This is a genomic window from Flavobacteriales bacterium (genome assembly GCA_020635855.1).
Taxonomy (GTDB): Bacteria; Bacteroidota; Bacteroidia; order JACJYZ01; family JACJYZ01; genus JACJYZ01.
Genome location: JACJYZ010000003.1, coordinates 153,025 through 179,914 on the forward strand (window position 1 = coordinate 153,025; position 26,890 = coordinate 179,914).

Annotated in this window: 22 protein-coding genes and 1 pseudogene; 18 read left to right on the plus strand and 5 right to left on the minus strand. The window is 51.4% G+C overall.

What is annotated here, in order from left to right; genetic code table 11:
- The first annotated feature begins 43 nt into the window (after positions 1 to 43).
- Entirely contained in the window at positions 44 to 793 is a 750-nt protein-coding gene (locus H6585_08920; protein ID MCB9448451.1) for a 7-carboxy-7-deazaguanine synthase QueE, read from the plus strand.
- A 172-nt stretch (positions 794 to 965) separates the two neighbouring features.
- Here the strand turns inward: H6585_08920 and H6585_08925 are convergent, their stop codons facing one another.
- From H6585_08925 to H6585_08935, 3 genes are read right to left on the minus strand one after another with little or no spacing between them, the layout of a single operon-like run.
- Positions 966 to 1,730 (minus strand): hypothetical protein, encoded by a 765-nt coding sequence (locus H6585_08925; GenBank protein MCB9448452.1) that lies wholly within the window; start codon positions 1,728 to 1,730, stop codon positions 966 to 968.
- Positions 1,731 to 1,758: 28 nt separating this feature from the next.
- Positions 1,759 to 2,307 carry a DUF1697 domain-containing protein gene (locus H6585_08930; protein MCB9448453.1) on the minus strand — a complete coding sequence of 183 codons (549 nt, stop codon included), beginning with the start codon at positions 2,305 to 2,307 and terminating at the stop codon, positions 1,759 to 1,761.
- Between the two features lie 12 nt (positions 2,308 to 2,319).
- Positions 2,320 to 3,267: a hypothetical protein gene (locus H6585_08935; GenBank protein ID MCB9448454.1), complete on the minus strand. Its 948-nt coding sequence runs from the start codon at positions 3,265 to 3,267 to the stop codon at positions 2,320 to 2,322.
- 313 nt (positions 3,268 to 3,580) lie between these two features.
- Here H6585_08935 and H6585_08940 point away from each other — a divergent pair, with 313 nt between their 5' ends.
- From H6585_08940 to H6585_08950, 3 genes are read left to right on the plus strand one after another with little or no spacing between them, the layout of a single operon-like run.
- The gene (locus H6585_08940; GenBank protein ID MCB9448455.1) at positions 3,581 to 4,894 is read left to right on the plus strand and encodes a hypothetical protein; all 1,314 of its coding nucleotides are present in this window, start codon (positions 3,581 to 3,583) and stop codon (positions 4,892 to 4,894) included.
- A gap of 11 nt (positions 4,895 to 4,905) precedes the next feature.
- Positions 4,906 to 5,655, plus strand: a complete 750-nt coding sequence (locus H6585_08945) for an SDR family NAD(P)-dependent oxidoreductase (protein MCB9448456.1) — start codon at positions 4,906 to 4,908, stop codon at positions 5,653 to 5,655.
- Positions 5,656 to 5,662: 7 nt separating this feature from the next.
- Positions 5,663 to 7,249: an amidohydrolase gene (locus tag H6585_08950; protein MCB9448457.1), complete on the plus strand. Its 1,587-nt coding sequence runs from the start codon at positions 5,663 to 5,665 to the stop codon at positions 7,247 to 7,249.
- Here H6585_08950 and H6585_08955 read toward each other — a convergent pair.
- Positions 7,246 to 7,617 carry a helix-turn-helix transcriptional regulator gene (locus H6585_08955; protein ID MCB9448458.1) on the minus strand — a complete coding sequence of 124 codons (372 nt, stop codon included), beginning with the start codon at positions 7,615 to 7,617 and terminating at the stop codon, positions 7,246 to 7,248. The two genes, H6585_08950 and H6585_08955, sit on opposite strands and share 4 nt — an antisense overlap.
- A 95-nt stretch (positions 7,618 to 7,712) precedes the next feature.
- Between H6585_08955 and H6585_08960 the strand changes: the two genes are divergently transcribed.
- From H6585_08960 to H6585_09010, 11 genes are all read left to right on the plus strand, one after another.
- Positions 7,713 to 7,943: a YgjV family protein gene (locus tag H6585_08960; GenBank protein ID MCB9448459.1), complete on the plus strand. Its 231-nt coding sequence runs from the start codon at positions 7,713 to 7,715 to the stop codon at positions 7,941 to 7,943.
- On the plus strand, positions 7,936 to 8,451 hold the full coding sequence (locus H6585_08965; GenBank protein ID MCB9448460.1) for a GNAT family N-acetyltransferase: 516 nt from the start codon (positions 7,936 to 7,938) through the stop codon (positions 8,449 to 8,451). The genes H6585_08960 and H6585_08965 overlap by 8 nt, the downstream gene beginning before the upstream one ends.
- Before the next feature lie 47 nt (positions 8,452 to 8,498).
- On the plus strand, positions 8,499 to 10,151 hold the full coding sequence (locus tag H6585_08970; GenBank protein ID MCB9448461.1) for a M1 family metallopeptidase: 1,653 nt from the start codon (positions 8,499 to 8,501) through the stop codon (positions 10,149 to 10,151).
- 1 nt (position 10,152) lies between these two features.
- Entirely contained in the window at positions 10,153 to 10,407 is a 255-nt protein-coding gene (locus tag H6585_08975; GenBank protein MCB9448462.1) for a hypothetical protein, read from the plus strand.
- Between the two features lie 65 nt (positions 10,408 to 10,472).
- A complete protein-coding gene (locus H6585_08980; GenBank protein ID MCB9448463.1) occupies positions 10,473 to 12,236 on the plus strand; it encodes a long-chain fatty acid--CoA ligase in 1,764 nt (587 codons plus the stop codon).
- 113 nt (positions 12,237 to 12,349) lie between these two features.
- Positions 12,350 to 14,755, plus strand: coding sequence for an enoyl-CoA hydratase/isomerase family protein (locus tag H6585_08985; GenBank protein ID MCB9448464.1), 2,406 nt, complete (start codon positions 12,350 to 12,352; stop codon positions 14,753 to 14,755).
- Positions 14,756 to 14,858: 103 nt separating this feature from the next.
- The gene (locus H6585_08990; GenBank protein ID MCB9448465.1) at positions 14,859 to 15,275 is read left to right on the plus strand and encodes a GxxExxY protein; all 417 of its coding nucleotides are present in this window, start codon (positions 14,859 to 14,861) and stop codon (positions 15,273 to 15,275) included.
- Positions 15,276 to 15,360: 85 nt separating this feature from the next.
- Positions 15,361 to 16,536 carry an acetyl-CoA C-acyltransferase gene (locus H6585_08995; protein ID MCB9448466.1) on the plus strand — a complete coding sequence of 392 codons (1,176 nt, stop codon included), beginning with the start codon at positions 15,361 to 15,363 and terminating at the stop codon, positions 16,534 to 16,536.
- A gap of 90 nt (positions 16,537 to 16,626) precedes the next feature.
- A complete protein-coding gene (locus tag H6585_09000; GenBank protein MCB9448467.1) occupies positions 16,627 to 18,105 on the plus strand; it encodes a T9SS type A sorting domain-containing protein in 1,479 nt (492 codons plus the stop codon).
- 628 nt (positions 18,106 to 18,733) lie between these two features.
- The gene (locus H6585_09005) at positions 18,734 to 19,882 is read left to right on the plus strand and encodes a citrate transporter (protein ID MCB9448468.1); all 1,149 of its coding nucleotides are present in this window, start codon (positions 18,734 to 18,736) and stop codon (positions 19,880 to 19,882) included.
- 367 nt (positions 19,883 to 20,249) lie between these two features.
- Positions 20,250 to 22,040, plus strand: a complete 1,791-nt coding sequence (locus H6585_09010; protein MCB9448469.1) for an acyl-CoA dehydrogenase family protein — start codon at positions 20,250 to 20,252, stop codon at positions 22,038 to 22,040.
- Here the strand turns inward: H6585_09010 and H6585_09015 are convergent.
- On the minus strand, positions 22,037 to 23,629 hold the full coding sequence (locus H6585_09015) for a hypothetical protein (GenBank protein MCB9448470.1): 1,593 nt from the start codon (positions 23,627 to 23,629) through the stop codon (positions 22,037 to 22,039). The two genes, H6585_09010 and H6585_09015, sit on opposite strands and share 4 nt — an antisense overlap.
- Before the next feature lie 1,088 nt (positions 23,630 to 24,717).
- Here H6585_09015 and H6585_09020 point away from each other — a divergent pair.
- The 3 genes and pseudogenes from H6585_09020 (at position 24,718) to H6585_09030 (ending at position 26,844) form a co-directional block, all read left to right on the plus strand.
- Entirely contained in the window at positions 24,718 to 25,074 is a 357-nt protein-coding gene (locus H6585_09020) for a hypothetical protein (protein MCB9448471.1), read from the plus strand.
- A complete protein-coding gene (locus tag H6585_09025) occupies positions 25,064 to 25,387 on the plus strand; it encodes a hypothetical protein (protein MCB9448472.1) in 324 nt (107 codons plus the stop codon). The genes H6585_09020 and H6585_09025 overlap by 11 nt, the downstream gene beginning before the upstream one ends.
- A 102-nt stretch (positions 25,388 to 25,489) precedes the next feature.
- Positions 25,490 to 26,844 (plus strand): annotated as a pseudogene (locus H6585_09030) (IS3 family transposase).
- Positions 26,845 to 26,890 lie beyond the last annotated feature (46 nt).

The window sequence follows — 26,890 nt, forward strand, 5'->3', positions numbered from 1 at the left end:
TTGCTGTATGCTCTTGCTGTTTCCCCTATCTTCGTATCCGATGCTGAAACTTGCCAGGCATAACGAAGCAGCGGAAGTATTCTTTTCCGAACAGGGAGAGGGAAAGTCCGTGGGACGCCCTTCCGTGTTTGTGCGTTTGTCGCGCTGCAACCTGTATTGTTTCTGGTGTGATACCGATTACACCTGGAACTGGAAAGGAACCCGCTATCCGCATGTGAGGGATTCGGCGGTAGGTAGCAAATTCGATAAGGCTGAGGAGACGGTACTGATGGATGCCGATGCCCTCACGGAACTGGTTCGACGCTTCCCTTGTCACCACCTGGTGATCACGGGTGGTGAACCGTTGGTGCAGATGAAGGACCTGGCAACCTGGTTGACGGAGTTGAAGGCATCATTCCCGGAGTACCACGTAGAATTTGAGACCAATGGCACCCTCACGCCTTCTGTGGAACTGGATGCTGTGGCTGATCAGTACAATGTGTCGGTCAAGCTGAGCAATTCGAGGGTAAAGGAATCGGAGCGCATCCGTCCGGAAGCCATCCGGTTTTTTGTGGCATCACCCAAATCCAACTTCAAGTTCGTGTTGGATAACAACCGGGACCTGGAGGAAGTACAGTCCCTGCAAGCCACATTCAACATCGCCCCTGAGCGCATTTACCTGATGCCCCAGGGCACAACGCCAGGCGAACTCAATGAAAGAATGCCGTGGATACAAGCATTGTGCGAACAGCACGGTTACCAACCCAGCGACCGGTTGCACATTCATAAGTACGGGAGCAGGAGGGGGGTTTGAAGAATTAGGAATTAGGAATTAGAAATTAGGAATAATGAGGGCAAACAGCGTATCGGCAAATGAAGGCAATACCGGGCGAATGCAAAATTAAACAAGAGCATAATCGCATATCAACGGCCTCATCGTAAGACAAGCGCCTAATCCTTAATTTCTAATTTCTAATTCCTAATTCCTAATTCTTCCCCAGGTATTCCTCCGTCGTATAGATCTTATGCACCTTGATCTTTTTGTGGGCCCCGATCACGAATTCGCTGAGGCCGATGTGCGTGGGGTTGTTCGGACTCCAGTCGTAGGTATATCCCAGTTGGCTCCACGGGTATTGGTTGTATAGTTCACACTGGTAGTAACGGCTGATCCGGTTTTCGTTGATCCAGAACTTGTGCGCCTCGCTGACGTCTTTGGGAAAACAGGTCTCGCAGACACTGTCGTTCACTTCCGGGTCCGGGCAGGGGCGGAAGAGGTCTTCGGGTTTCACCCAGAACTCCACGAAGTAGCTGTAGGTGGCGTTGGGCGGAAGTCCCAGGAGTTGTTTAAGTCGCCGGTCGGGATCGGAGGCATGCTCCTTCTGCATGCGTTCCGACAGTTCAGGTACGGTGGTCACCCAGATCGGGTAGTTGCCGGTGTCGTAGAAGGCAGAGTCGAGATACTTCTCATAATAGGAGACATTCTGTTTCCATGTGGCCACCAGGATATAGGTTTCCCCGTCTTCCGTTTCCCTTACCAGCCCGGTGTTTTCGGGGCGGATGGCAACGAGGTGTGAATCCACCTTCGATGGTTCGGGATAGATGGATGCGGCAACTGCCTGACGGTACAGCATGCTGTCGCCGCTGTGCCGCATGCTGCCGGAAGTTCCGGTTGTGACAGTTTGAGGTGCTTTGCAGGAAACGATGGCAAGCGCCATGCAACCGGCGGCCACCCAACTCAGGGATGTTTTCATAAGGGAAATGCAGGGATGCCACCCATGATCAACCGATCGCTTCTGCCATTTTCATCAACTCGTTCACGGTTTTCCAGTTCCGTGTGGTGGCGGGTACCTTTAGTTTGTTTTCAAAAAAAGTGTTGGACAATTTCGAGTTTCCATAGCTCACCGGACAGTGCATATACACTTCATGTCCGATGATGCGGAATTCATCCGGAGGTGATGAAAAATCTTCAAGTAACGCAAGGCGTTCCGATGCCGGCAGGGATTGCAGGAAGGTCACATACAGCCGGGCGGTGTCGATCTCTTTGTCAGGAAGAAAAGGATTGCCTTTAATCACCCGCTGTATTTCGTCCGGCGTTCTTACGATTACGGGTACGTCCATCCCGAAGGTCTTGTGGATGCCTCCGGTGAGCATGTTTTCCAGTTTGCCCGACGTGGTTTTTGTTGCACGGAACACCACGTTTCCGCTTTGGATGTATGTGGTCACAGCATCCAGTCCCAGCTTTTCATAGCACGATTTCAGGTCGGCCATTTTAATCTTGTTCTTTCCGCTGACGTTGATGCCGCGGAGGATGGAGATGTAGGTGGGCATGACTGGTGAGGTTTATTCCTGAAAAACCTTCTTCATCTTTTCCGGCAGCCAGGCCGACGGCATGTTGGCCTCGCCCGTGATCATCAGCGAGAAGTTGTCCGCCAGGATTTCTTCCGGGTGGATGATATACTGGGTGTTGTTGCCCACCTGCTCGAAAAATCCCGACACATCATTAAGGGAATAGATCAACGGCGCACCCTCTTGCATCACGGCATGGGGCTGATCACCTTCCACCACCAGGAAACCCGGTTTGAGGTACTGGAAGAAGCTGCCTCCTTCATAAGGCTTGTTGGCATACAGGATCATCTGGCACCGGATGTTCTGTCCGTCTTTCTGAAGGGTGATGTAGCTGTCGCTCTGAGGGGCGTCAGGGTTGGTGATGCGGCGGTCTTTCAGGGATTCGGGGTAGGTGAGTTCGGGGCCCACTTCAAAGCCGATGAGTGAGTAGAGTTTTTTCCGTAGTTCAGGGTTGTTTCTCGACAGCACATGAAACAACTCATGGGTGATGGTGTGTGCCACATCCTGCGACAGGCCTGATATCAGTTCCTGTTTGAGCACGATGTAATTGCTGCGTGTGTATCCGCCCGCGCCGCCTTCTTCTTCGGCCGTGGTGATGATGAAATAGATATCATCCGGCCAGGGAATGTTCATGTGGTTGTCGGCCAGCGTTTGTTGTGTTTTTTGAATCACCTCCGTCACGAGCTGCTTCTCGGGATCCGACCACGGAATCACCTGTCCGGCAATAAATCCGAACAGATCCTTGCGGGTGGCGCTCGGGTCGTGCATGCGCGACTGGATGTCAAAGGCACTCCATTTTTCCGTGAATGCATCTTCGGTTGTCAGCATCCGGATCGCCTCCTGTCCGTCTGCGAAATGGATGCACTCCGTTAGGTCTTTGCTTTGACAACCTGCCGTGGCGGTCATCAGCACACTCATCATGGCCGACTGAAGCATACGCATGGGGTGGAGGTTTGGTTCAACTGTAAAATCCACCGACTCAAACGGGTGGTTGTGTTCTTCTGGTTGTTACTATGGCTTTTGCCACAAAGACTCGAAGGCACCAAGAGAAATGGTTTGCATTCATGGATTATTTCCTGGTGGGTTTTAGTGTCTTTGTGTCTTCGTGGCATTATGTAAAACTTAAACAAGGGCACCTTCTCGGAAGTTGGATTCTTGAATGCATTGAGAAGTGAAAAGTAATCATTTGTTGTGATTTTGCACGTGAACGAACATGAACCTTCCGAATTGGCGAATCCGTCAAACCATCCTACCTTTGCCCACCATGTTCATCCTGCTGCCCGTCGCCTGGTTTTGTATCCTGCTTTGGACCATGAAGCGGATGCGGCTTTTTCAAACCGTTGACATTCCATTGCGTGCATGGCGGATTGCCTTTGCCGTGAAAGTGGTTGCCGGCATCGCCCTCTGGGCCTTGTATACATGGTACTATTCAGACCGATCCACCAGCGACATTTACCGTTATTTCGACGATGCTTCTGTGATGTACAATGCCTTGCACAAACATCCGCTGCACTACCTGAAAATGCTAACAGGCATCGGAGGTACTGACACCGATGTGCAGCCCTACTATGATCACATGAACAATTGGTACAAGGGCTTCAATCACAACCTCTATAACGACAACCGCACCATCATCCGGTTCAATGCCCTGGTGATGCTGGTGTCATTCGGGTATTATCATGTACACAATGTCATCATCAACTTCGTTTCGTTGTGCGGACTGGTAGCTGTTTACAAAACATTCGCTGCGGATATGCCGGGGCGAAGATGGATGCTTGCATCTGTTCTCGTGGTGATTCCCTCGGTGCTGTTCTGGGGATCGGGTGTGCTCAAGGAGGGATTGGTGATTTTCGCCCTGGGGATGCTGATATGGCATGGGCGTAAGCTGGCTGTCAGGGAAGGACGTATCGGGTCTGTGATGATGGTGTTGGCCATGATTGTCTTGCTGGTGGTCTCCAAGGTATATGTGCTGCTGGCAGTGGTGCCGGCGCTGATCGCATACGTGATCGCCACAGTGCGTACCAACAGCAGGGTTTGGCTTGTATATGTTTGTGTATTGGGAGTGATGACGATTGCTTTTGCCAACCTGGGGCGCGTGTGGCCCGACTATGACCTGGTAACCACCATCCAGGGCAAACAGGATGACTTCTTTCATATGCTGGAGGTGGAGCAGGCCGGGAGTGCCATTGATCTGCCCGTGCTTGAACCCACCTTCACAAGCCTGGTGCGGCATACGCCCCGGGCATGGATGAACACATTGTTGTGGCCGTTCCCGTGGGAGATTCATACACCGTTGATGTGGGTTACGCTGTTTGAAAACATCCTGATCCTTCTGTTTGCCGTGGCCGCATTCATATGGCATGAGAAGCCCGATCGCGGCAGGCAGAACATCATCGGGTTTTGCCTGTGCTACTCCATGACGTTGCTGGCCCTGATCGGTTTGGTAACACCCGTTCTGGGTGCCATCGCCAGATATAAAATTCCTGCCATGCCGTTTTTCCTTATCCTGTTTTTGTGTATCATTGCTCCAGCTAAACTTGCGGCCAGGTTTAGATCTCAGGTGGATTAATTTTATTTGTTATGTCAAAAATTGCACTCGTGACCGGCGCTACGTCCGGCATCGGAGAGGCGGCTGCACGTCTGTTCGCATCCCATGGATACAGGTTGATCATTACCGGGCGTCGCGAAGACCGCCTGAACGCCTTGAAGGAATCCCTCAATACCGAAGTACTCGCCCTGGTGTTCGATGTACGCCAGCAGCAAGCCGTGGAAGCAGCCATCAACGGGCTGCCCGCAGCATGGAAAGACATCGATGTGCTGGTGAACAACGCGGGCCTGGCTGTCGGACTATCACCCTTGCAGGAAGGTGTGGTTGACGACTGGGAAAGGATGATCGACACCAACATCAAAGGGTTGCTCTATGTTTCCAGAAATGTATTGCCCCTGATGATCACCCGGAAAAAAGGGCATGTGATCAACATCGGGTCTATTGCGGGCAAAGAGGTGTACCCCAACGGTAACGTGTATTGCGGCACAAAACATGCCGTGGATGCCATCAGCCAGGGCATGCGCATCGATACCGTGCAGCACGGGATCAAGGTGACCGCCATCCATCCGGGTGCCGTGGAGACGGAATTCTCCATCGTCAGGTTCAAAGGTGACGAGGAAAGGGCGAATGCGGTGTACAAGGGTTTTGAACCGCTCACCGCCAAGGATGTTGCAGAAAGCATCTATTATGTGACCACCTTACCCGCACACGCCAACATCAATGACCTGGTGCTGATGCCAACAGCACAGGCCAGCGCCACCGTTTTACATCGCAACGGATAAAGCAACCATGAACGTTCCCTCCCAGGATGTCCTCATCACCGGTGCCCGCATCTATACGGTAAACTCCGCATTTGATGTGGTGGAAGCCATGGTGGTACGTGAGGGTGTGATCATCGCTGTGGGAAGCCGGGAATCACTCGAACATACATACACCATTGACCATGTGGTTGATCTGAAAGGCAGGATGGTGTACCCCGGATGGATTGATCCGCATTGCCATTTCGCAGCCTATGGTGCACAGACACGTGAGGTGGACTTTACGGGTGCGGCTTCCTTTGAAGAATGCATCCTGCGGGCGAAGGCATTCCCCGCCAACGGCAAATGGTTGACGGGGGCCGGCTGGAACCATTCTCTATGGCCGGATGCACAGTTGCCCGACAAAACTATACTCGACCGGGCATTTCCCGATCGGCCGGTATTTATGATGAGGGCCGATCGACATTGCGCTTTGGTTAACTCCACTGCGTTGGCCTTGGCTGGGATCGATGCACAAACACATGTGGACGGCGGCATGGTGGAGATACGGGATGGCCAACCCACGGGTATCCTCGTGGATGCAGCGATGAAACGCATGTTTGATTGCATGCCTGTACCCGATCCGAGTGACCGCCGTGAAGCATTGCTTGCCGCCCAGGCTGCCTGCTTCGGGGTTGGACTAACAGGTGTGGCAGATGCCGGACTCGACCTCTCCGATATTCAGTTGATGGACCAGCTCCACCGCGAAGGAGATCTGCGCATGAACATCTATGCCATGATCAATCCCAATGCGGAAGCCAAAGAGTTTTTTCACACAAGGGGGCCGCTGAAAACAGATTTCCTGACAGCCACTTCCTTTAAATACTTCACAGATGGTGCCATCGGCTCACACGGTGCCTGGATGCAGCAACCCTACCTGGACGCACCGGGCAATTGCGGCCTTCAGTTTTATCGTGATGAAGATTTGCTGGCTGAAGCCGAAGAAAACCTGAAACACGGTTTCCAGATGAATACGCATGCGATTGGGGATGCCGCCAACCACCAGGTGCTGGACATTTACGGCCGGGTACTTAAGGGGCGAAATGACAAGCGATGGCGCATTGAACATGCACAGGTGCTGCTTCCGGGAGACATCGATAAATTCGGCACATTCAGCATCATCCCTTCCGTGCAAACCACGCATGCCACTTCCGACATGCCCTGGGTGGAATCAAAACTTGGTAAAGACAGGTTGGTCGATGCCTATGCCACGCGGCGTCTGATGATGCAGAACGGACTCATCGCCAACGGAAGTGATTTCCCGGTGGAATCCATCGATCCGTTGAAAGGGTTTTACTCAGCAGTCACCCGTCAAAATGAAAAAGGTGATCCCGCTGGTGGATTCATGCCCGATGAAAGATTAACAAGAGAGGAAGCACTCAGGGCCATGACCTCCTGGGCGGCTTATGCCAATTTTGACGACGACCGGAAGGGCTCGCTTGAGCCGGGAAAATTCGCCGATTTTGTCGTGACCGATGAGGACATCATGCGCATACCGGATGCAGACATTCCCGAAGTGAAAGTATACGCCACCTACATCAGAGGTCAACAGGTGTATGCCCGCGAAAACGTTTCCTAAACGTTGAAGGGTCCGCCTTCTTCTTCACCCAGTTCCTTTCCCCAGCTGTTGATGCGCTTGATAACGGGCAGCAGACTTCTTCCGAATTCGGTCAATGCATACTCCACCTTGAGGGGAGGTTTTTTTCCATAGACTTTTCTTGAGATCAGACCGTCGGATTCCAATGCTTTGAGCTGCAAGCTCAACATCTTTTCGGTGATGTCAGGGATCAACCTGTTCAATTCGGAGAAACGCCGGTTTTCTTTGCGCAGGTACCATAACACCACGCATTTCCATTTGCCTCCGATGAATCCCATGGTTACATCGATCCCGCAATGAAACATGCGGCCCCGAACTTTGTATATTTTCTTCTTTCCGTCCAAGATCATTTTTGTAACTGTTAAGGTTGACAGTTATTTACATGGGGCAATGTATGCATTATGTTTGTCCTGTAAAAAGTATACCCGTTTTGACATGAAGGGTGATGGCAGGTTGGATGGCAGATACGGTAGGTTTTGTGGCGCTGATATTGAATTTGTATTCGATGGCATCACGTGGGGAGTACAGGTTGAGGTTGGTTTCGGCCATTGCCAATGCCATATATGTGGTGTATGGTGTTTTGATTTCAGCCGCCCCGGTGATCATCGGTTGCTCGATTGCGGTGGGGTTGCACGTATTCAGAATGTATAGAATGAAAACCGATAACAATGCTTGAGATCAGACCTGCAACCGCCGATGATGCATTCCTGATCGCATTGCTGGCAAGGGTAACGTTTACCGAATCGTTCGGTTACCTGTTCAGGGACCGGCGAGACTTGCTGGCGTATTATGATCGCACGTTTTCGGAAAAGAAAATCGCCGACGGGCTGGCCAAGCCGGGCAACAGGTTCTTTCTTGCTTTCTATGACCGCCTGCCCGTCGGGTATGCCAAACTGAAGCTGAACTGTCCGTCGGATTTCCTGGATGGAGAGGGTGTATGTCAATTGCAGAAGATCTATGTGCTTCGCGATTTTCTTTCCAAAAAAATCGGTTTGTCGCTCTACAATGAACTCATGCGAACAGCTGCGAAAAATAAGCAGATGGAGGTATGGCTTTCCGTGCTCTCCAGCAACCGGCGCGCCGTGCAGTTTTATGACAAAACAGGCTTCCGGAAGATTGGTGAACACACCTTCAGCATCGGCCGTGAAACATTCCTGTTCACCGCCATGTCGAGGCAGGTTTGAAAGGGGAATAATCGTTACATTCGCGGTACATCATTCTTGATTGTACCATGACCCGTAACAGGTATTTGTCCATTCTTCTCCTTCTTTTCTTTTGTGTTCCTCACGTGCTTCGTGCCCAGGAAGAAACCTTTACCCATCAGGATACCCTGCGTGGAATGATCACTGCGGAAAGGGCCTGGTGGGACCTGCAGTACTATCATCTCAAGGTGAAGGTAGATCCTGCCGACAGCACCATTGAAGGGAGCAACATCATTCGTTACAAGGCGGTGCTCCCCGGAAACGTGCTCCAGGTGGATCTGCAGCCGCCCATGCAGATCAGGAAGGTGCTGGCGGGAAAACAGGAACTACAAGTGACCCATGATGGCAACGCCCACTATGTACACCTGGGTGCCACAATGAAAGCCGGCCAAACCGGAGAGATTGAAGTGTTTTACGGAGGTAAGCCCCGTGTGGCTGTGAAGCCTCCCTGGGACGGCGGTATCAGTTGGTCGAAAGATGCAAAAGGAAAACCCTTCGTGGCGTCATCCTGCCAGGGTCTGGGTGCCAGCGCATGGTGGCCGTGCAAAGACCACATGTATGATGAGGTGGACAGCATGCTGATCAGTGTGGAGGTACCCAAAGGCCTCACCGATGTATCCAACGGCCGGTTACGAAAGGTGGAGGAAGGTAAACAAACCACCACCTTCCATTGGTTCGTGGCCAACCCGATCAATAATTATGGTGTCAATATCAACATTGCGGAGTACGTGCATTTCGGTCACACCTTCAACGGTGAGAAGGGAAAGCTCGATGTGAACTTCTGGGTGCTGAAGCAAAACGAAGCGGCGGCACGGAAACAATTCCTCCAGGTAGATTCCATGCTGACCGCCTTCGAATACTGGTTCGGTCCCTATCCTTTTTATGAAGACGGGTACAAACTGGTGGAAGTGCCCTACCTCGGCATGGAACACCAGAGTTCGGTTACATACGGTAATGGCTACAAGAATGGCTACATGGGAACAGACCTCAGCGGCACCGGGTGGGGGCTCAAGTTCGATTACATCATCGTGCACGAATCGGGTCATGAGTGGTTTGCCAACAACATCACGTATCAGGATGCCGCCGACATGTGGATACACGAAGGCTTCACCGACTACTCCGAATGCCTGTACCTGGATTATTACTTCGGCAAGAAAGCGGCAAGGGAATATGTGCTGGGACTGCGAAGGCTTATTGACAATGACCGCCCGATCATCGGTACTTACAACGTGAACAAGGAAGGATCGTCCGACATGTACTTCAAAGGCGCCAACCTGCTGCACATGATTCGCACCATGATGCAGAACGATTCCACCTGGCGGGAAACCCTGCGGGGCATGAACCGTGAGTTCTATCACAAAACCGTTATTACCGAACAGATTGAAAAATACCTCAGTGATCACCTCGGTCACAACCTCCACAATGTGTTTGATCAATACCTTCGGGATGACCGCATACCCATCCTGCAATATGCCATTCACGGGAAGTGCCTTGTTTTCAAATGGTCCAATTGCGTGGATCATTTCGATATGCCCGTACAGGTCTATGTCAATGGAAAAACGGCATGGATTGAACCCCATACCCAATGGTCGAGCCTGGAATGGGTAGAAGAGATTCGCACAGTCGAACTGTCGGCTGATTTCTACGTGGCCGGTTTTAACCTGATCGGTAATCCTGAATAACATGAGGGTTGAAACACCTGATCAGTCCAAATCACGCAGCATCATCAATCGGCCCGGGATGCTGGTGCTCTTTTGCCTGACACTGGGCCTGGCGCCTTTCACTCCCGAACCGCACATCTGGGGAAAGCTGAGGTGGATCTGGGGCGGAGCGGTTGGCATGAAATCCATCGACTGGTTCGATACACTGCTTCACGGATGGCCCTGGTTGTTGCTGCTTCGCTGGTTGGTGATGAAGGCTGTCAGGAAGCTGACATGAAAAAGATGCCAACTATTTTTGTTTACATTCGTTAAAGGTTATTCAATCATCCACGCCCCCCGATTATGTCTGTAACGAGAATCTTTGACCTGCTTCCTCACCTGGCCCAGGCTCCGTCTGCGGATTGCCTGAATGCAAAGGTGAAAGGACAGTGGGTGGCCACCTCCACCGAAAGCTATATCAGTCAGGCAGGGCAACTTGCCGCCGGGCTGCTGGCCATGGGCCTTCAGAAAGGAGACCGGGTGGCCATGATTGCCAACAACCGGCCCGAGTGGAACATCACCGACATGGGCATCCTTTCTGCAGGGATGATCAACGTACCCATGTATCCCACCATCAGCGAAGCGGATTACAAGTTCATCCTCAACGATGCGGAAGTGAAGGTGGTGTTCGTGTCAGACAAGGAACTCTTCCGGAAAGTTCAGTCCGTGCGTGCAGAAGTGCCTTCTTTGATGGAGGTGTATGCGTTCGAAGAGGTGGAAGGCGCCAAATCTTGGAAGGAAGTATTGCAGCTGGGGCAGAACAACCCGGCTGCCGATCAGCTGAAAAGCATACAGGCTGGGATCCAACCGGATGACCTGGCCACCATCATCTATACATCCGGTACCACCGGAAACCCCAAAGGAGTGATGCTGTCTCATCACAACATCATGAGCAACATGATCACCTGTCAGCCCCTTTGTACCGTTGAACCCGGCGACGTGGTGCTGAGCTTCCTGCCCCTGTGCCATGTGTTCGAACGCATGCTGGTGTACATGTACCAATACCAGCGTGCCCACATCTACTATGCAGAAAGCATGGACACCATCGGTGATAACATCCGCGAAGTGAAACCCGTGATGTTTACGGCGGTGCCCCGGTTGCTGGAAAAGGTATACGACAGAATCGTGGCCAAGGGGAATGAACAGAAGGGGATCAAAAAAGTTTTGTTCTTCTGGGCGCTTAACCTGGCATTGAAATATGAATACTCAGGCGGGAACGGAGCCTTTTATACTTTTAAGTTGGGCATCGCACGAAAGCTGGTATTCAGCAAGTGGAGAGAAGGTTTGGGTGGCAGGATCAAATCCATTGTATCCGGATCAGCTCCCCTGCAACCGCGCCTGAACCGCGTGTTCAACGGCGCGGGCATCAAAGTACTGGAAGGGTACGGACTTACGGAAACATCGCCGGTTGTTTCCGTGAACCGCATGCAGGAACGTGATGCCCGGTTCGGTACCGTCGGCCCCGTAATTGATGATGTGCAGGTACGCATTGCCGAAGACGGGGAAATCCTGGTGAAAGGCCCGAACGTGATGTTGGGTTATTACAAACGCCCCGACCTGACGGCGGAAGTGATTGATGCCGACGGATGGTTCCATACCGGTGATATTGGTATGCTGGAAGAAGGCAGGTTCCTGAAAATCACCGACCGGAAGAAGGAAATGTTCAAAACATCCGGTGGAAAATATGTGGCCCCGCAGCTCCTGGAAAATAAATTCAAGGAATCTCCCTTCATCGAACAGGTGATGGTGGTGGGTGATGCCCGCAAGTTCCCGGGTGCGTTGATTGTTCCGGCATTTGCGTATCTGAAGGATTGGTGCAAGTCACAGCAACTTCCTTGCGAAACACCGGAGCAAATGGTGACCAACGACAAGGTGCGGCAAAAGCTATGGGAACAAATTGCAGCATTCAACAAAGAGTTCGGAAAAACCGAACAGGTGAAGAAGATCAAGTTGCTGCCGAAGGAATGGTCGGTTGAGTCCGGTGAACTGACGCCCACCATGAAGCTCAAGAGAAAAGTACTCAACGAAAAATACAAGCAGGAAATCGAAAGCATTTATGCTGAATAGATTGTTAGTGGTTATTAGTTATTGGTTATTAGGGTCTCATTGCCGGATCATATGGCTGGCACCACCAACCGGTAACCATTAACCAATAACCAACAGCATTACAATCCCCTATTATGAAAAGAATCATTAAGAAAGTAGCTGTACTCGGATCCGGCGTGATGGGATCCAGGATCGCATGCCATTTTGCGAACATAGGCGTGGAAGTACTTCTGTTGGATATCGTTCCCAGAGAACCCTCGGAACAGGAAGCAAAGAAAGGACTCACCCTGAAAGACCCGGCGGTCAGGAACCGCATTGTGAACGATGCCCTGCAGTTTGCGCTGAAGTCGAACCCGTCACCCATCTACCGGAAATCGTACGCATCCCGCATCCGAACCGGCAACTTTGAAGATGACCTCAAAGGCATCGCCGAATGTGACTGGGTGATTGAAGTGGTGGTTGAAAACCTCGACATCAAAAAGAAAGTGTTTGACCAGGTGGAGAAATTCCGCAAACCGGGCACCCTCATCACATCCAATACATCGGGCATTCCCATCCGCCTCATGCTCGATGGGCGCAGCGAAGATTTTCAGAAGCATTTCTGCGGTACGCACTTCTTCAACCCACCCCGCTATCTCCGGTTGCTGGAGATCATCCCTTCTCCCAAGACCGATCCCGCCGTGATTGATTTCCTCATGCACTACGGCGATCGCTTCCTGGGCAAACGCACCGTGCTCTGTAAAGACACCCCCGCGTTCATCGCCAACCGCATCGGTGTGTATTCCATCATGGACCTCTTCCACACCGTGCAGAAAATGGGATTGACCGTTGACGAGGTGGATAAACTCACAGGTCCCGTGTTGGGCCGTCCGAAGTCGGCCACCTTCAGAACATGCGATGTGGTCGGACTCGATACATTGGTTCATGTAGCCAACGGTGTCAGGGAAAACTGCAAGGATGATGAAGCATCCGCCACTTTTGCCATCCCTGATTTCATCCAGAAAATGGTGGACCAGAAATGGCTGGGCTCCAAAACCGGTCAGGGATTCTACAAGAAAGTGAAAGGGGAGGGAGGCAAAAGTGATATCCTGTCCCTCAACCTGCAAACGTTGGACTATGAGCCGAAAGGCAAGGTGAAGTTTGCCACCCTGGAAGCAGCCAAAATGGTGGAAGACCTGCGAACGCGGATGAAGGCCCTGGCAGCCGGTAAAGACAAGGCGGGAGAATTTTACCGCAACATCTTTTACGGCCTGTTCAAATACGTATCCCACCGCATCCCCGAAATATCGGATGAACTGTACAAGGTGGATGATGCCATGAATGCCGGCTTCGGATGGGAGCTCGGTCCGTTTGAATTGTGGGATGCCGTGGGTGTCCCAAAAACGGTCGAGGCCATGAAGGAAGCGGGTGTGGTACCTGCCCCGTGGGTGGAAAAAATGCTGGCTTCCGGTGCAACTTCCTTTTACAAAATCGAAGGTGGTGTGCGCATGTATTATGATGTGGCAAGTGCATCCTACCTGGCCATCCCCGGCGCCGATCAGTACATCATTCTCGATAACCTGCGCAAAGACAAAAAGGTTTGGGGCAACCCAGGTGCTACTTTGTTTGATATTGGCGACGGCATCCTCAACCTTGAGTTCCACTCCAAGATGAACACCATGGGAGGTGAGGTGATCGAAGGCATCAACCGTGCCATCGACACGGCTGAAAAAGATTTCCGCGGACTCGTGATCGGCAACCAGGGTGCCAACTTCTCTGCAGGCGCCAACCTGGCCATGATCTTCATGATGGCCATCGAACAGGAATACGACGAGATTGATTTCGCCATCCGTACCTTCCAGCGCACCATGATGCGTGTGCGGTATTCATCCGTTCCGGTGGTGATCGCTCCGCACGGACTTTCACTCGGTGGTGGTTGCGAGATCGCCCTGCATGCCGACCGTGTACAGGCAGCTGCTGAAACATACACCGGATTGGTGGAGTTCGGCGTTGGACTGATCCCTGGCGGCGGCGGTACCAAAGAATTTGCATTGCGTGCCTCGGATGCATTTCCCGAAGGAGGCGACCCACTCCCCATCCTGCGTGAACGTTTCCTCACCATAGGTATGGCAAAAGTATCCACTTCCGCACTTGAAGCCTTTGACCTGGGTATTTATGTGGAAGGAAGAGACGGCGTATCCGTGAACATCCAACGCCAGATAGCGGATGCGAAAGCGGCTGCGATCGAAATGGCCGAGGCTGGATATACACAGCCGGTGCAAAGGAAAGACATCCTGGTGATGGGTAAGTCCGGACTGGGTGTGTTCTACGCCGGCGCCAACAGCATGCAATCCGGTCATTACATTTCTGAATACGACCAGTTCATCTCGCAAAAGCTGGCCTATGTGATCTGTGGTGGCGACCTTTCCCAGCCGACCCGCGTTTCCGAACAGTACCTGCTCGACCTCGAAAGAGAAGCCTTCCTGTCGCTGACCGGAGAAAAGAGAACCCTCGAAAGGATCGAGAGCATGCTGAAGACGGGGAAACCGTTGAGGAACTAGTCGTAAGTCTTTAGTCATTCGTAGGGCAGTAGACGAAAAATGTAAACGAGGAGGAGGGTATTTTTTTGAACCACATAGACACAGAGGGCACATAGGATGAGAGATGTACAAAACAAAGAAGCAGCTGGATGCGCTAACATATGAAATTCTGGGTTGTGCGATTGAGGTTCACAAACACTTGGGACCGGGATTGTTGGAAAGTGTTTACGAAAGGTGTTTTATTCATGAATTGCGTATACGTGGATTGAAAGCATCAGCGCAACAAAGGGTGCCGGTGAACTATAAAGGACTTAGCCTGGAAGCCCAATTGAGATATGATGTATTGGTTGAGGATATGATTGTTGTTGAGTTAAAAGCAATCGAAGAAATATTGCCAGTTCATCAGGCTGTATTACTCACCTATATGAAGTTGTTGAAGAAGCCGAAAGGCATTATAATAAACTTTAATTGTTCCAATATCTTCAAGGAAGGGCAAAAAACAATGGTAAATGACCTGTACGCTAATCTTGAAAAAATCTAGTGTGAATGCCTAATGTGTCCTCTGTGTCTATGTGGTTCAAAAAATTATCGTTCATTAAATTTTAAAATATCTAAATACTCCCAATATGGAAGCATACATCGTATCCGGATTCCGCTCTGCCGTGGGCAAAGCCCCGCGCGGCCTGTTCCGTTTTACCCGGCCTGATGACCTGGCCGCTGAAGTGATCAGACACCTGGTTGCATCGGTGCCCGGACTGGAGAAAGAGCGCATTGATGACATCATCGTGGGCAATGCAACCCCCGAAGCGGAACAAGGGCTGAACGTAGGCCGCATGATCTCACTCATGGCCCTTGATACAGACAAGGTGCCCGGGATGACCGTGAACCGTTATTGTTCGTCCGGCCTTGAAACCATTGCCATCGCATCTGCCAAGATCAGAAGCGGCATGGCCGACTGCATCGTCGCAGGGGGTGTGGAATGTATGTCGCCCATTCCGTTCGGTGGGTGGCGCATCGTACCCAACTGGGATGTTACCAAAGCACATCCCGATTGGTATTGGGGCATGGGCCTGACAGCAGAAGCAGTAGCCCGCGACTTCAAGGTGAGTCGCGAAGACCAGGATGAGTTTTCGTACCAGTCGCACATGAAAGCCGTGGATGCCATCAAGGCAGGCCGCTTTAAGGATGATATCGTGCCCGTTACCATCCAGGAAACCTACCTGGATGCAAAGGAGAAAAAACAACAACGTTCCTATGTGGTGGATACAGACGAAGGTGCTCGTCCGGACACCACACCGGAGCGCCTTGCCGTACTCAAACCTGTGTTTGATGCGAAGGGAACCGTGACAGCCGGAAACTCATCACAAACCTCCGACGGCGCCGCCTTTGTGATTGTGATGTCGGAGAAGATGGTGAAAGAACTCAACCTGAAACCCATTGCCAGGCTTGTGTCTTACGCCGTAGCTGGTGTGGAACCACGGATCATGGGCATAGGTCCTGTGGCTGCGGTTCCCAAAGCAGTGGAGATGGCCGGCCTGAAATTGAAAGACATCCAGCAGGTAGAACTCAACGAAGCATTCGCTTCCCAGTCATTGGCTGTTGTTCGTGAGCTCGGACTGGATCCCTCCACCGTGAACGTGAACGGAGGTGCCATCGCCCTCGGTCATCCGCTGGGTTGTACAGGCGCCAAACTGAGTGTGCAACTCTTCAACGAAATGCGTCGCCGTAAGCAAAAATACGGTATGGTAACCATGTGTGTCGGAACCGGTCAGGGAGCTGCTGGTGTTTATGAGTTGCTTTAATAGCAAGGGTTCTGGAAGGAAATCGTTTTTTTATTTGACAAGCCCGGGTGCGATGTATTACATTTGGAAGAGAGGTGAAAATTTTTCCAAATGTGTGTACTTCCATCCAGGTCGTCGGGGCTTCATAAGTCCGGACCTAAAACCTTTATCAGGTTTCTTGCGCCGTTGTGGATAGCGGTGTGTTTGTTGCACCCTGCCACGGCGAATGCTCAATGCGCGGCATGTTCTTCCTGCTCGCTGTCCACGTCATCCGGTTGTACATGGACCGTTTCTTCCAACAGTTCCACGGGTTACACGGTGGGTTCCGGACAAAAACTATGTATCACCGGAGGTACCTATACCGGTGCAATCACCTTCAACGGAGGAACCGTGGTGGTGGGCACAGGTGTGACATTTAATCCTTCCAGCATCACCCTTCCGCTGACCGCTGATGCAACCCTTGAAATTCAGGACGGGGCGACAGCAACACTGCCCGCCCTGTCATGGACCGGTCTTGTCAGTTATACATTCAATTACCGGGTGTGTGGATCCGTGACTCACTCAGGGGCGGTTTCGGCCGGAGGTACCGGCAGCATGAACATACATGTGGCTTCTTCCGGCACATTGAACCTGGGCAGCTACAACCTGGGTGTTAGCGGTGTGGGTACGGTTTGCAATGAAGGTGCAATTTTAGCCAACAACCTCGACATCCTTGCAACATCATCTTCAACCGTTACCAACCATGGATACATCCAGCTCGCCGGTTCGCTTAACCAGAACAGCAGTGCAGACCTCGATTTGTGCAGTGGCAGCCTGATTGAAATTGCAACCGATTTCACGTCGCTATCCGGCCTGGTGACCGGATATGGTGCATGCGGAGCGTTGGCTGTTAGCGGAACCAGCACCTGTAACTTGTGCACTTTTGCAGGCACGGCGGATATATGTGACAAAACCGGAAGTGCCCCTTCCAATTCACCCAATGTGGATGCTGATATAGGAGGTACCTGGGGTGGTTCGGTGTCGTTCTGCACCTGTGCGGCATTGCCGATAGAACTGATCACATTTACGGGACGCTATGCAAACAACCGGGTGGAATTGGCCTGGGTGTCCGGCTCGGAAGTGAACAACGATTTCTACACGGTCGAGCGGTCCACGGACGGCAAGTACTTTGAATCGGTAGGCCAGGTAAAGGGCATGGGAAATACGTCTGAACGAACCTTCTATACCTTCACGGATGAAAGCCCGGCCCCGGGTGCATCCTATTATCGCCTGAAACAAACTGATCATGACGGCACAATGGAAATGCTGGCTGTGATTTCGGTGGATGCGAAGTCGGAAAATGAAAGCCTGACTGTTTACCCGAATCCGGCCCATGCCATTCCGCGTTATTTTGTGACCAGTCCGGAAGACGCCCGTGCCACCGTTACCCTTCGTGACATGTCTGGCAGAATCGTTTACCGTGATGTGATGGCGCTTCCCGCAGGAACCAGCAACTGGCCGATTCCTCTGTCCGATCTCCCGGCAGGAGTATATGACCTACAGTTGGAGAAGAAGCACACTTCCTTGCACAAGGTGTTTGTGGTGCGGTAACCATTCGTTTTCCGTATCGTATTATTTTACTTTCATACCTGAATTTCACCTACCTTTGGTAGCGTTAAGGTCTGAGCCATGGTGCATAAGTGTGCATTGCCTTTGATGATCGTTTGTATGGTGTTGGCAGGGTTTTTTGGCCTGCCTGCATCCGGTGTTGCATCTCCTGCACCAGCCGCTCCCCGGCACTCACTGCAGATCATTCCATCCCAGGATTCGCATTCCCCCGCTGAGGTTATACACGACCTGCAGTTTTTTCAAACGGATTGCGTGAGCAAAACCTGGAAATCCAAGCTGATCTTTTTCGTGGACCCGTGTGATCCCCGTAATTGTACCTGGCAGACCCATGTGTCTGAACAGATGAAGTCTCCCGTGACACCACCTCCCGTGACACCCCTCCGAATCTAGACAACCGGTTTTTCCTGTTTCCCGGGCATTGCCCGCTGTAGGGAAGGTGCAGTTATCCACCTTCTGCAACCTCATATTCTTTTCGGATGGTTACCATGCAAAACAAATCCGACAAGGGCGATCGGATCGCCCTGTTGATAGGCCTGGCGGTAGTGCTGGCCATGTTGATCCTTTACTGGATCATGAACTGATTCATCACATCTTTTGAAATTCTTATCACATGGAAATGATATTGGGAATTCGCATTGAGTTTGTGTTGTTTGCCCTGACCCTGTTGGGGGTGGCACTCCTTCACAAACACACGTTCTGGGTAGGTTTGTGCGGCCTTTCCCTGGTGTTGTTGTTTAAAATGACTTTGCCCGACTTCCACCCGGGTGAACACTTTGCGCACGAAGCGCCCACCCTGTTGAACCTGCTCGGGTTGTTGCTGGGTTTTGCCATTCTGGCCAAGTATTTTGAAGAGAGCGGCGTGCCTCAGAAGTTGCCTGTTCTTTTACCGGGTGGGTGGAAGGGTGGATTTGTGTTGCTTTTGATGGTAGCGGCGTTGTCATCATTCCTCGACAACATTGCAGCAGCCATGATCGGAGGTATGATCGCCAGGTTTGTGTTCAAGGGCAAGGTACACGTAGGATATGTAGCGGCCATCGTGGCTGCCAGCAATGCAGGAGGTTCGGGCAGTGTGGTGGGAGACACCACCACCACCATGATGTGGATCGATGGGATTGCAGCGGGGGGTGTGCTTCCCGCGTACATTGCAGCCATTCCTGCTGTGGTGGTATGTGGTTTGGTGGCTTCCAGGCAGCAGGATAAGTGGCAGCCCCTGGATGCAAGCGAATTATCCGACAAGGAAATTGATTTCAAAAAACTGATCGTGGTGGTGATGATTCTGGCAGGAGCCATCATTACCAACATCACCCTTGACTTTCCGGCCGCCGGCGTATGGGCAGCCATTGCCATCGGCAGCTTGTTCTCTCGGGTGAGTTTTCATGAACTGCCTTCTGCGCTCAAAGGAAGCGTGTTCCTGTTGTCATTGGTTTCCGCAGCCTCCCTGATGCCGGTGGATGAATTACCCACGGCATCCTGGCACACAGCCGGCGCACTGGGTTTTATCTCCGCTGTGTTCGATAACATTCCTTTGACCAAACTGGCGCTGGAACAGGGTGGATACGACTGGGCCATGCTGGCCTACTCGGTGGGCTTCGGCGGATCCATGATCTGGTTCGGATCCTCTGCCGGTGTGGCCATCACCAACCTGTTTCCGGAAGCGGCCTCCGTGGGGTCATGGCTCAAAAATGGGTGGCATGTGATGATGGCATATGTGATAGCCTTTCTGCTGATGCTGGTGATATGGGGCTGGCAACCTTTTTAGTTGCGGGACGGTGCGCGTTTTTTGCCACTAAGGCACCAAGACACCAAGAAGAATATTCGATTTGCCACAAAGGCTCAAAGACACGAAGAGGAATATTCGATATGGAGTAAATACCCGAATCACCTTTTGCCACGAAGGCACCAAGACACCAAGAAGACTATTCGATAAGGAGTAAACGCGCGGTGAAACTTTGCGCCTTCGTGTCTTAGTGGCAATTTTCTTCATCGATTTCAGCGAACCGAACCCCGAAGAAATATGCAATTACCTGTCTTTAACCGAAGGGATGCAACTTGGATCGGAGTTTTTCGTAGATGCTGCCATAGCATTGGGATTAAAAAATAATACCTTTATAAAAAAACCCACATCCATGAGTGAATCCACCCAAACAGCAGCACTGAAGGGCGGCGAATTTCTTGTTCGCGAAACCGAAGCCGGGAGCGTTTTTGTTCCCGAAGAAGCCAACGAAGAACAGCAGATGATCGCCTCCATGGCGGCCGACTTCCTGCAAGCCGAGATACTGCCCAACCTGGACCGGATCGATAAAATGGAAGAAGGTCTGATGCCTTCGTTGCTGGACAAGGCCGGGGAGTTGGGGTTGTTAGGAACAGCTGTGCCGGAAGAGTTCGGTGGATTCGGGAAAGATTTTATCACCAACATGATGCTGACCGAAGTGGTCGGAGGCGGTCATTCATTTGCTGTGGCCCTGGCAGCTCATACCGGGATCGGTACCCTGCCCATCCTGTACTTCGGCAACCAGGCACAGAAAGAAAAGTACCTGCCGAAACTGGCAACCGGTGAGTGGAAAGCCTGTTACTGTTTGACCGAACCCGGATCAGGGTCGGATGCTTTGGCGGCCAAAACCAGGGCCGACCTGTCGGAAGACGGCAAGCATTATGTGCTGAACGGGCAGAAGATGTGGATCACCAATGCCGGCTTTGCGGATGTGTTTGTGGTATTCGCCCAGATTGACGGCGACAAGTTCACCGGCTTTATCGTTGAGAAAAGCTTCGGTGGCCTCACCCTGGGTGAAGAAGAACACAAGATGGGCATCAAGGGGTCATCCACCCGCCAGGTGTTTTTTGAGAACTGCAAGGTGCCCGTGGAAAACCTCCTCGGTGAAATTGGTAAAGGACACAAGATCGCATTCAACATCCTGAACATAGGCAGGGCCAAACTGGCTGCGGCTGCGTTGGGGGGCGCCAAGCGCACCGCATCGTTGTCGGTATCTTATGCCAACGAACGCGAGCAGTTCAAAACACCCATCGCCCGCTTCGGTGCGATGCAACATAAACTGGCTGAACAAGCCATTCGCATTTTTGCGTTGGAGTCGGCCATCTACCGCCTCAGTAAGGACATCCATGAAAAGGAAGAAGCGCTCAAGGCGGAAGGAAAAGACTTCGGCGAAGCTTTGTTGGGTGCGGCCGAAGAATATGCCATTGAGTGCGCCATCCTGAAAGTCTTCGGTTCGGAAATGCTCGACTTTGTGGTGGATGAAGGTGTACAGATCTATGGCGGATACGGGTTCTCAGCAGAATATCCGATGGACCGTGCATATCGCGACAGCCGCATCAACCGGATCTTTGAAGGCACCAATGAGATCAACCGCATGCTCACCGTTGACATGCTGCTGAAGCGTGCCATGAAAGGACAAATTGATTTGCTCGGTCCTGCCATGAAGGTGCAGGGTGAGCTGATGTCGGTGCCCTCCTTCGGGGATGTGCCAACGGGTGTGCTTGCCACCGAAACAGGTTACCTGGCCAATTTCAAAAAGGCCGTGCTGATGACCGCCGGGGCTACTGCGCAAAAGCTCATGACGCAACTGGAAACCGAACAGGAGGTGATCATGTACCTTGCCGATATGGTGATCCAGACCTATGTGAGTGAATCGATCCTGTTGCGGGTGAAGAAGCTGGTGGACCTGAAAGGTGAAGCTGCATGCAAAGAATACATTGCAATGGCGCAGGTGTTCGTGAATGATGCGGCCGAGCGCATTTCATCCGCCGGTAGAAATGCGATCAACGCATGGGCCGATGGTGACGAGCAACGCATGATCCTGATGGGATTGAAGCGATTCACGAAAGTGACTCCTTTCAATACGAAGGATGCCCGCAGGTTGATCGCGTCCAAGCTCATTGACGCCAACAAGTACTGCTATTAATTCCCCGGATCGGAAGATAGGGAAGGGTCTTGTTCGGTGAAGCAATAACTACCGAACTTGCCCTCGAATATCAGGTAATCCGATGCGTCTGTCTTTCCATCTCCGTTGAAATCCGTAGGACATTCGGATGAGTCACACGGCTTGTTGAATTTGTTCAGCAGGATCAGGTAGTCGGTTACATTGGTCAGACCATCCTTGTTCAGATCGGTTTTGCAGGATGTATCAACCTTGATTCCTTGTCTGGGATGGGGGTAGACGTAAGGGCTGTACCCAGGTTTTTTGGAGAGGTGGTAATCCCGGTCTTGTTTGAAAGGGCCTTTGGGTGCCGGGTTTTCGTTGTGAAAATCCACTGACTGGTAATATCCCTTGCTGTTGTCGAAATGGTGAGGGGTGAAATGGTTGTTCCAATAGAACAGATCACCTTTTGCAGCGGTGCCGGTAGTGCCGGTGTGATTGGCGCCGAGGGCCAGTCCGCTTTCATAACCGGGTTGGTACGGCAGCGGGTAGTTGACGGTGGAGGATGCATCGAAAGTGTGATCCACAACCCGCCCGCCATACAGGTACCCCTGGATGGTGTTGTTGTAGACCACCGCTTCACCGCCGCGGATACCGATTCCTTCCACAGGCACCAGGTTCACATCTTTTGTGTCATCCGGTAAGATCTGGGTGAAATCCCGATACAGTGTATTGATCAGGGTGTTGTTGTAGATTTCCACGGCGCGGGTGGCGAACCGGTTTGAACCTGAAGGGGCGCCATAACTTTCATGTGCATCGATGCCGGAGGCCACCAGGTTGTTCTTGATGGTGTTGTAGCGGGCCACATAAAGTGCACCGCCTCCGGCTGCAATGGCGTGGCGGTGAAATTCAAATGTATTGTCTTCGATGAAAATGAAGTTGTCGGTACCGAACCGGGGATCACTGATCCATTGCTGGTTGTCGCTGTATATCACCACGCCGTACCCAAGTCCGAGTCCCTTGTCGCCCTGCTCTCCGTTGGGATCTTTCACATTGAAGTAAAAGGCACAATGGTCGATGAGTCCGTGTGCGACGTTGTCGCGGTGCAACACATGGATGGCGGATTCGCCGAAGTATTCGAACCGCATCCGTGTAATACGGAATCCGTTGACATACCGCAGGTAGATGCCGCAATCCGGTGCCATGGAAAAGCCGTCACCGGATTTGGTGCTGGGTTGTTTGCCGCGGATGGTGAAGTCGCTGAAAGAGATGTCGAAGTTGGCATCTGTTTGCGGATCCACATAAATCATGTTGATGGCATCGGTGCCGGTGAGTACATCTTCCGATAAACCTGCAGCGCGGTAAAGCATGGTGCCGGTTTGTGTTGATTCGTTCCGGATGCCCTGACCTTTGATGGAAACCCGTTTTTTCAGATAGATGCGTCCGTTGAATACGAAGCGACCGGCCGGCAGCACCAGCACGTCACCGTCTACAGCCTTTTTTAGCGCGGATGCGATGTTTGATTCGATGTTGTTGTTGTTTCCCGGGTTGCTCACCGCGATGTTCGCGGCAAGTGTTTGTTGTGCTGTGGTGCATGCCAGAACGACCAATAGGAGGTGGAGGGATTTTTTCATTTGTCAAATGCAAGAGGAGACCATGACTTAATTACCGGATGCAACTTACGATGCTTCCCCATGCGTTAAGTTGCGTCAGCATTATTATATTTTGCAGAAGGAAGGGCCTGCCGGCGAGAAGAATTTACATGGGCGACATGCTGAGGATAGATAGGGGTGGGGAGTTTGTGGTTTGCTTGCCCGTCTGTAGCGCAGGGTAGGCTGGTGGTTGGCCCGGTATTTACTGAACATCGGATAACGGGGCACGGATTGCAAATCCGCGCCAGCGGGCAAGGTAATAGTCGTAACCGCAATATCCCATTGCTAGCGCGGATTTGTCATCCGTGCTTTAATCATACATAACGAAGCCTCATGTGTTTCAAAAACACTGCACATATAGGCAATTGCCAACCTGTCCTGCTTGCAGATAGAGCACTGGATTGTGCACTATGTGTCTGTGTGGTTCAGTATACCCTGTAAATGGAAGAGATCCGGAGTGCCGCTCGGAATCCTCATCCGGTGTTGTTGGCATGATATTATTCCGCGTAGATCTGTCAAAGGAATGGTTGCGGAAATTTATTTTTTGTTAATATGTGTGGAAGGTGCCTGTAAAATCAGATTGTTTAAAGTTTGTCTGATGCCCCATGAGAGTGGCATTTTATGAAGTAAAGTTGCATATGCCAATGGATGGTTATATAATTACCTCCGAAAAGTTGGTACAGTTAAATCACTACGTGCTTATTTGTGTTGGGATGGCTATGCTGTGCAGATGAGGTTTGTCGAGAAGATGATTTTTGAGGATGGCGGGTGAACCTTATATATGAATATTCTGAAGGGACTCTCCCTGATGAATGTCTGGGATATTTTCCTCTGTAGAGCAAAGTTGAGTTGCGAAAGCCCTGTTCCTGAATCTTGCTGAAATACCGGTTTTTCTTTGTATTGGTTGTATGGAGTGTGATGACTTTATGCATACGGTGCATGATGTGATCCTTTGTATCTGTGGGATGTCAATATGCGGGGTTGATAAGGCTGAAGTTGTGATGCACATACGCGATGTTTGTTGTTCAAGCATGCGCAAAATTGAATGGTACATTTTATCTGTTTCCTATATGAAAAGAAGTCTGTTTGGTTTCCGTTCCATCCTGATTTTTGTCGGTCTGTATTGTTCCAATATTCCTTTTGCTGCAGGCCAGGAGGTAAATCCTTTTACGGGTGACCTCTCTTATTCATTACCTCTGTTGAACGTGCCAAGTCCGGATGGACCGGGAGTACCGGTGAGCCTGTACTATGGTGCCGGCATTGGTGTGAACCAACCGTCTTCCGAGGTGGGACTCGGATGGAGCCTGATGGCCGGAGGAGCGGTGAGCAGATTGATTTCCGGTATCGCTGACGACTGGAAACAAAAAACGGTAACCGATACAAAAAAACAAAGCATTCAACAAGCATTCCGGTGTCTTGTACATTAAGGATGGAACCTCCGTCAACTTCGACACCATCTCATCTACATTCAAGATTGATTCCGGCAAATTCACATTCCCGGATTTCGACTCATGGTATGTAAGCGGACCTGGTATCGGCGGCAGCATGCGCCCCTATCTTTTCGAGTTTGAGGAACTTCGCTCCTACACCAAGACAGGCCGGTTTCACTTTCTTCACGACTTTGCCGACACCCTTGAATCCAGGCACTACCCATGGAATGGTGTACCCATTAACCACTCATCCACCTTCTACCTTCCCGGCGATGAAGTGAGCGGGTCATCCACGCCTTGTCCAGCGTAAGCAAAATTCGGACTGTTAAGGTACAATAGTTTAGTCACAGTTTTTTACCTTGAAAGCTAGCTTTCAAGGTAAAAAACCGGAACCTTGAAAAACAGTCCAAACATGAAAAAGAAAGATCAAAGTCCCGAAGCGGTAGTCCGTGAGATCAAACGCAGGACCCGCCGCAAGTTCTCCGCTGAGGAGAAAATCAGAATCGTACTGGAAGGCCTCAAGGGCGAGCTATCCATTTCAGAGATATGTCGCCGTGAAGGTATTGCCGCCAACCTCTACTATCGCTGGAGCAAAGACTTCCTGGAAGCCGGTAAGAAACGGCTTTTAGGAGATACCCTCCGAGAGGCCAACACCACCGAAGTGGATCATTTCCGCAAGGAGAACAGCCAGCTGAAAGAAGTGGTCGCCGAGCTCACCCTGCAGAATAGGGTCCTAAAAAAAAGTTTGAGTGGGGACGCTTAAAAAGGCAGCGGTATATGCGATACAGTCAATCAGAGAAAATGGAGATCATTTCCATAGTGGAAAACAGTGATCTGAGCGTACGGGCCACCCTGAAAGAGCTGGACATTCCCAAGGCGACTTTCTATGACTGGTACGACCGGTATCTGCGGGAAGGGTTTGAAGGACTGGCTCCCAAGAAGCGGGCGGCAAGAAGCCAGTGGAACCGGATCCCCGATGAGAAACGCCAGGAGGTGGTAGAGCTGGCCCTGGACATGGAAGACCTCTCATCCAGAGAACTGGCCTGGCACATCGTAGATCACCGGGGCTGGTATATCAGCGAGTCCAGCGTGCATGCCATTCTCAAAGAAAGAGGGCTGATCACTGCACCGGCCTTTGTGGTGGATCATGCTGCCAACCAGTACAAAGACAAGACCTCCCGGGTCAACCAGATGTGGCAGACCGATTTCACTTACCTGAAAGTAGTGGGACACTGGGGATGGTATTACCTCTGCACGGTACTGGATGATTACTCCCGCTACGTGATCCATGCCGAACTATGCACCAACATGGCAGCCGATGACGTACAGCGCAATATCGATAAGGCCATTGAGATCACCGGTGTGGTTCCTGACAAAACCACACAGTCTCTCAAAGTACTCAGCGACAATGGCCCGTGTTACATCGCCAAAGACCTGGCTGACTTCTTCCAGGACAGAGAGATCAAGCATGTGCGCGGAAGAGTCCGTCATCCACAGACCCAGGGAAAGATCGAGCGCTGGCATCAGTCCATGAAGAATGTGATCAAGCTGGACAACTACTATTCACCCGATGAGTTGCGCCAGGCACTGGCTGAGTTCATTGAATATTACAACAACCGTAGATACCATGAATCACTGGAAAATCTCACCCCTGCCGACGTATTCTTCGGCAGGGATAAACAGATCCTGGCCAGACGAAAACAAATCAAAGAAAGAACCATGAAACAAAGAAGAAAATACCACCGTCAGCAAATGTTAAATCTATGACTTAAATTAGATCGCCTTTTGTCCGGATTTGTTTTAAGACGCACAG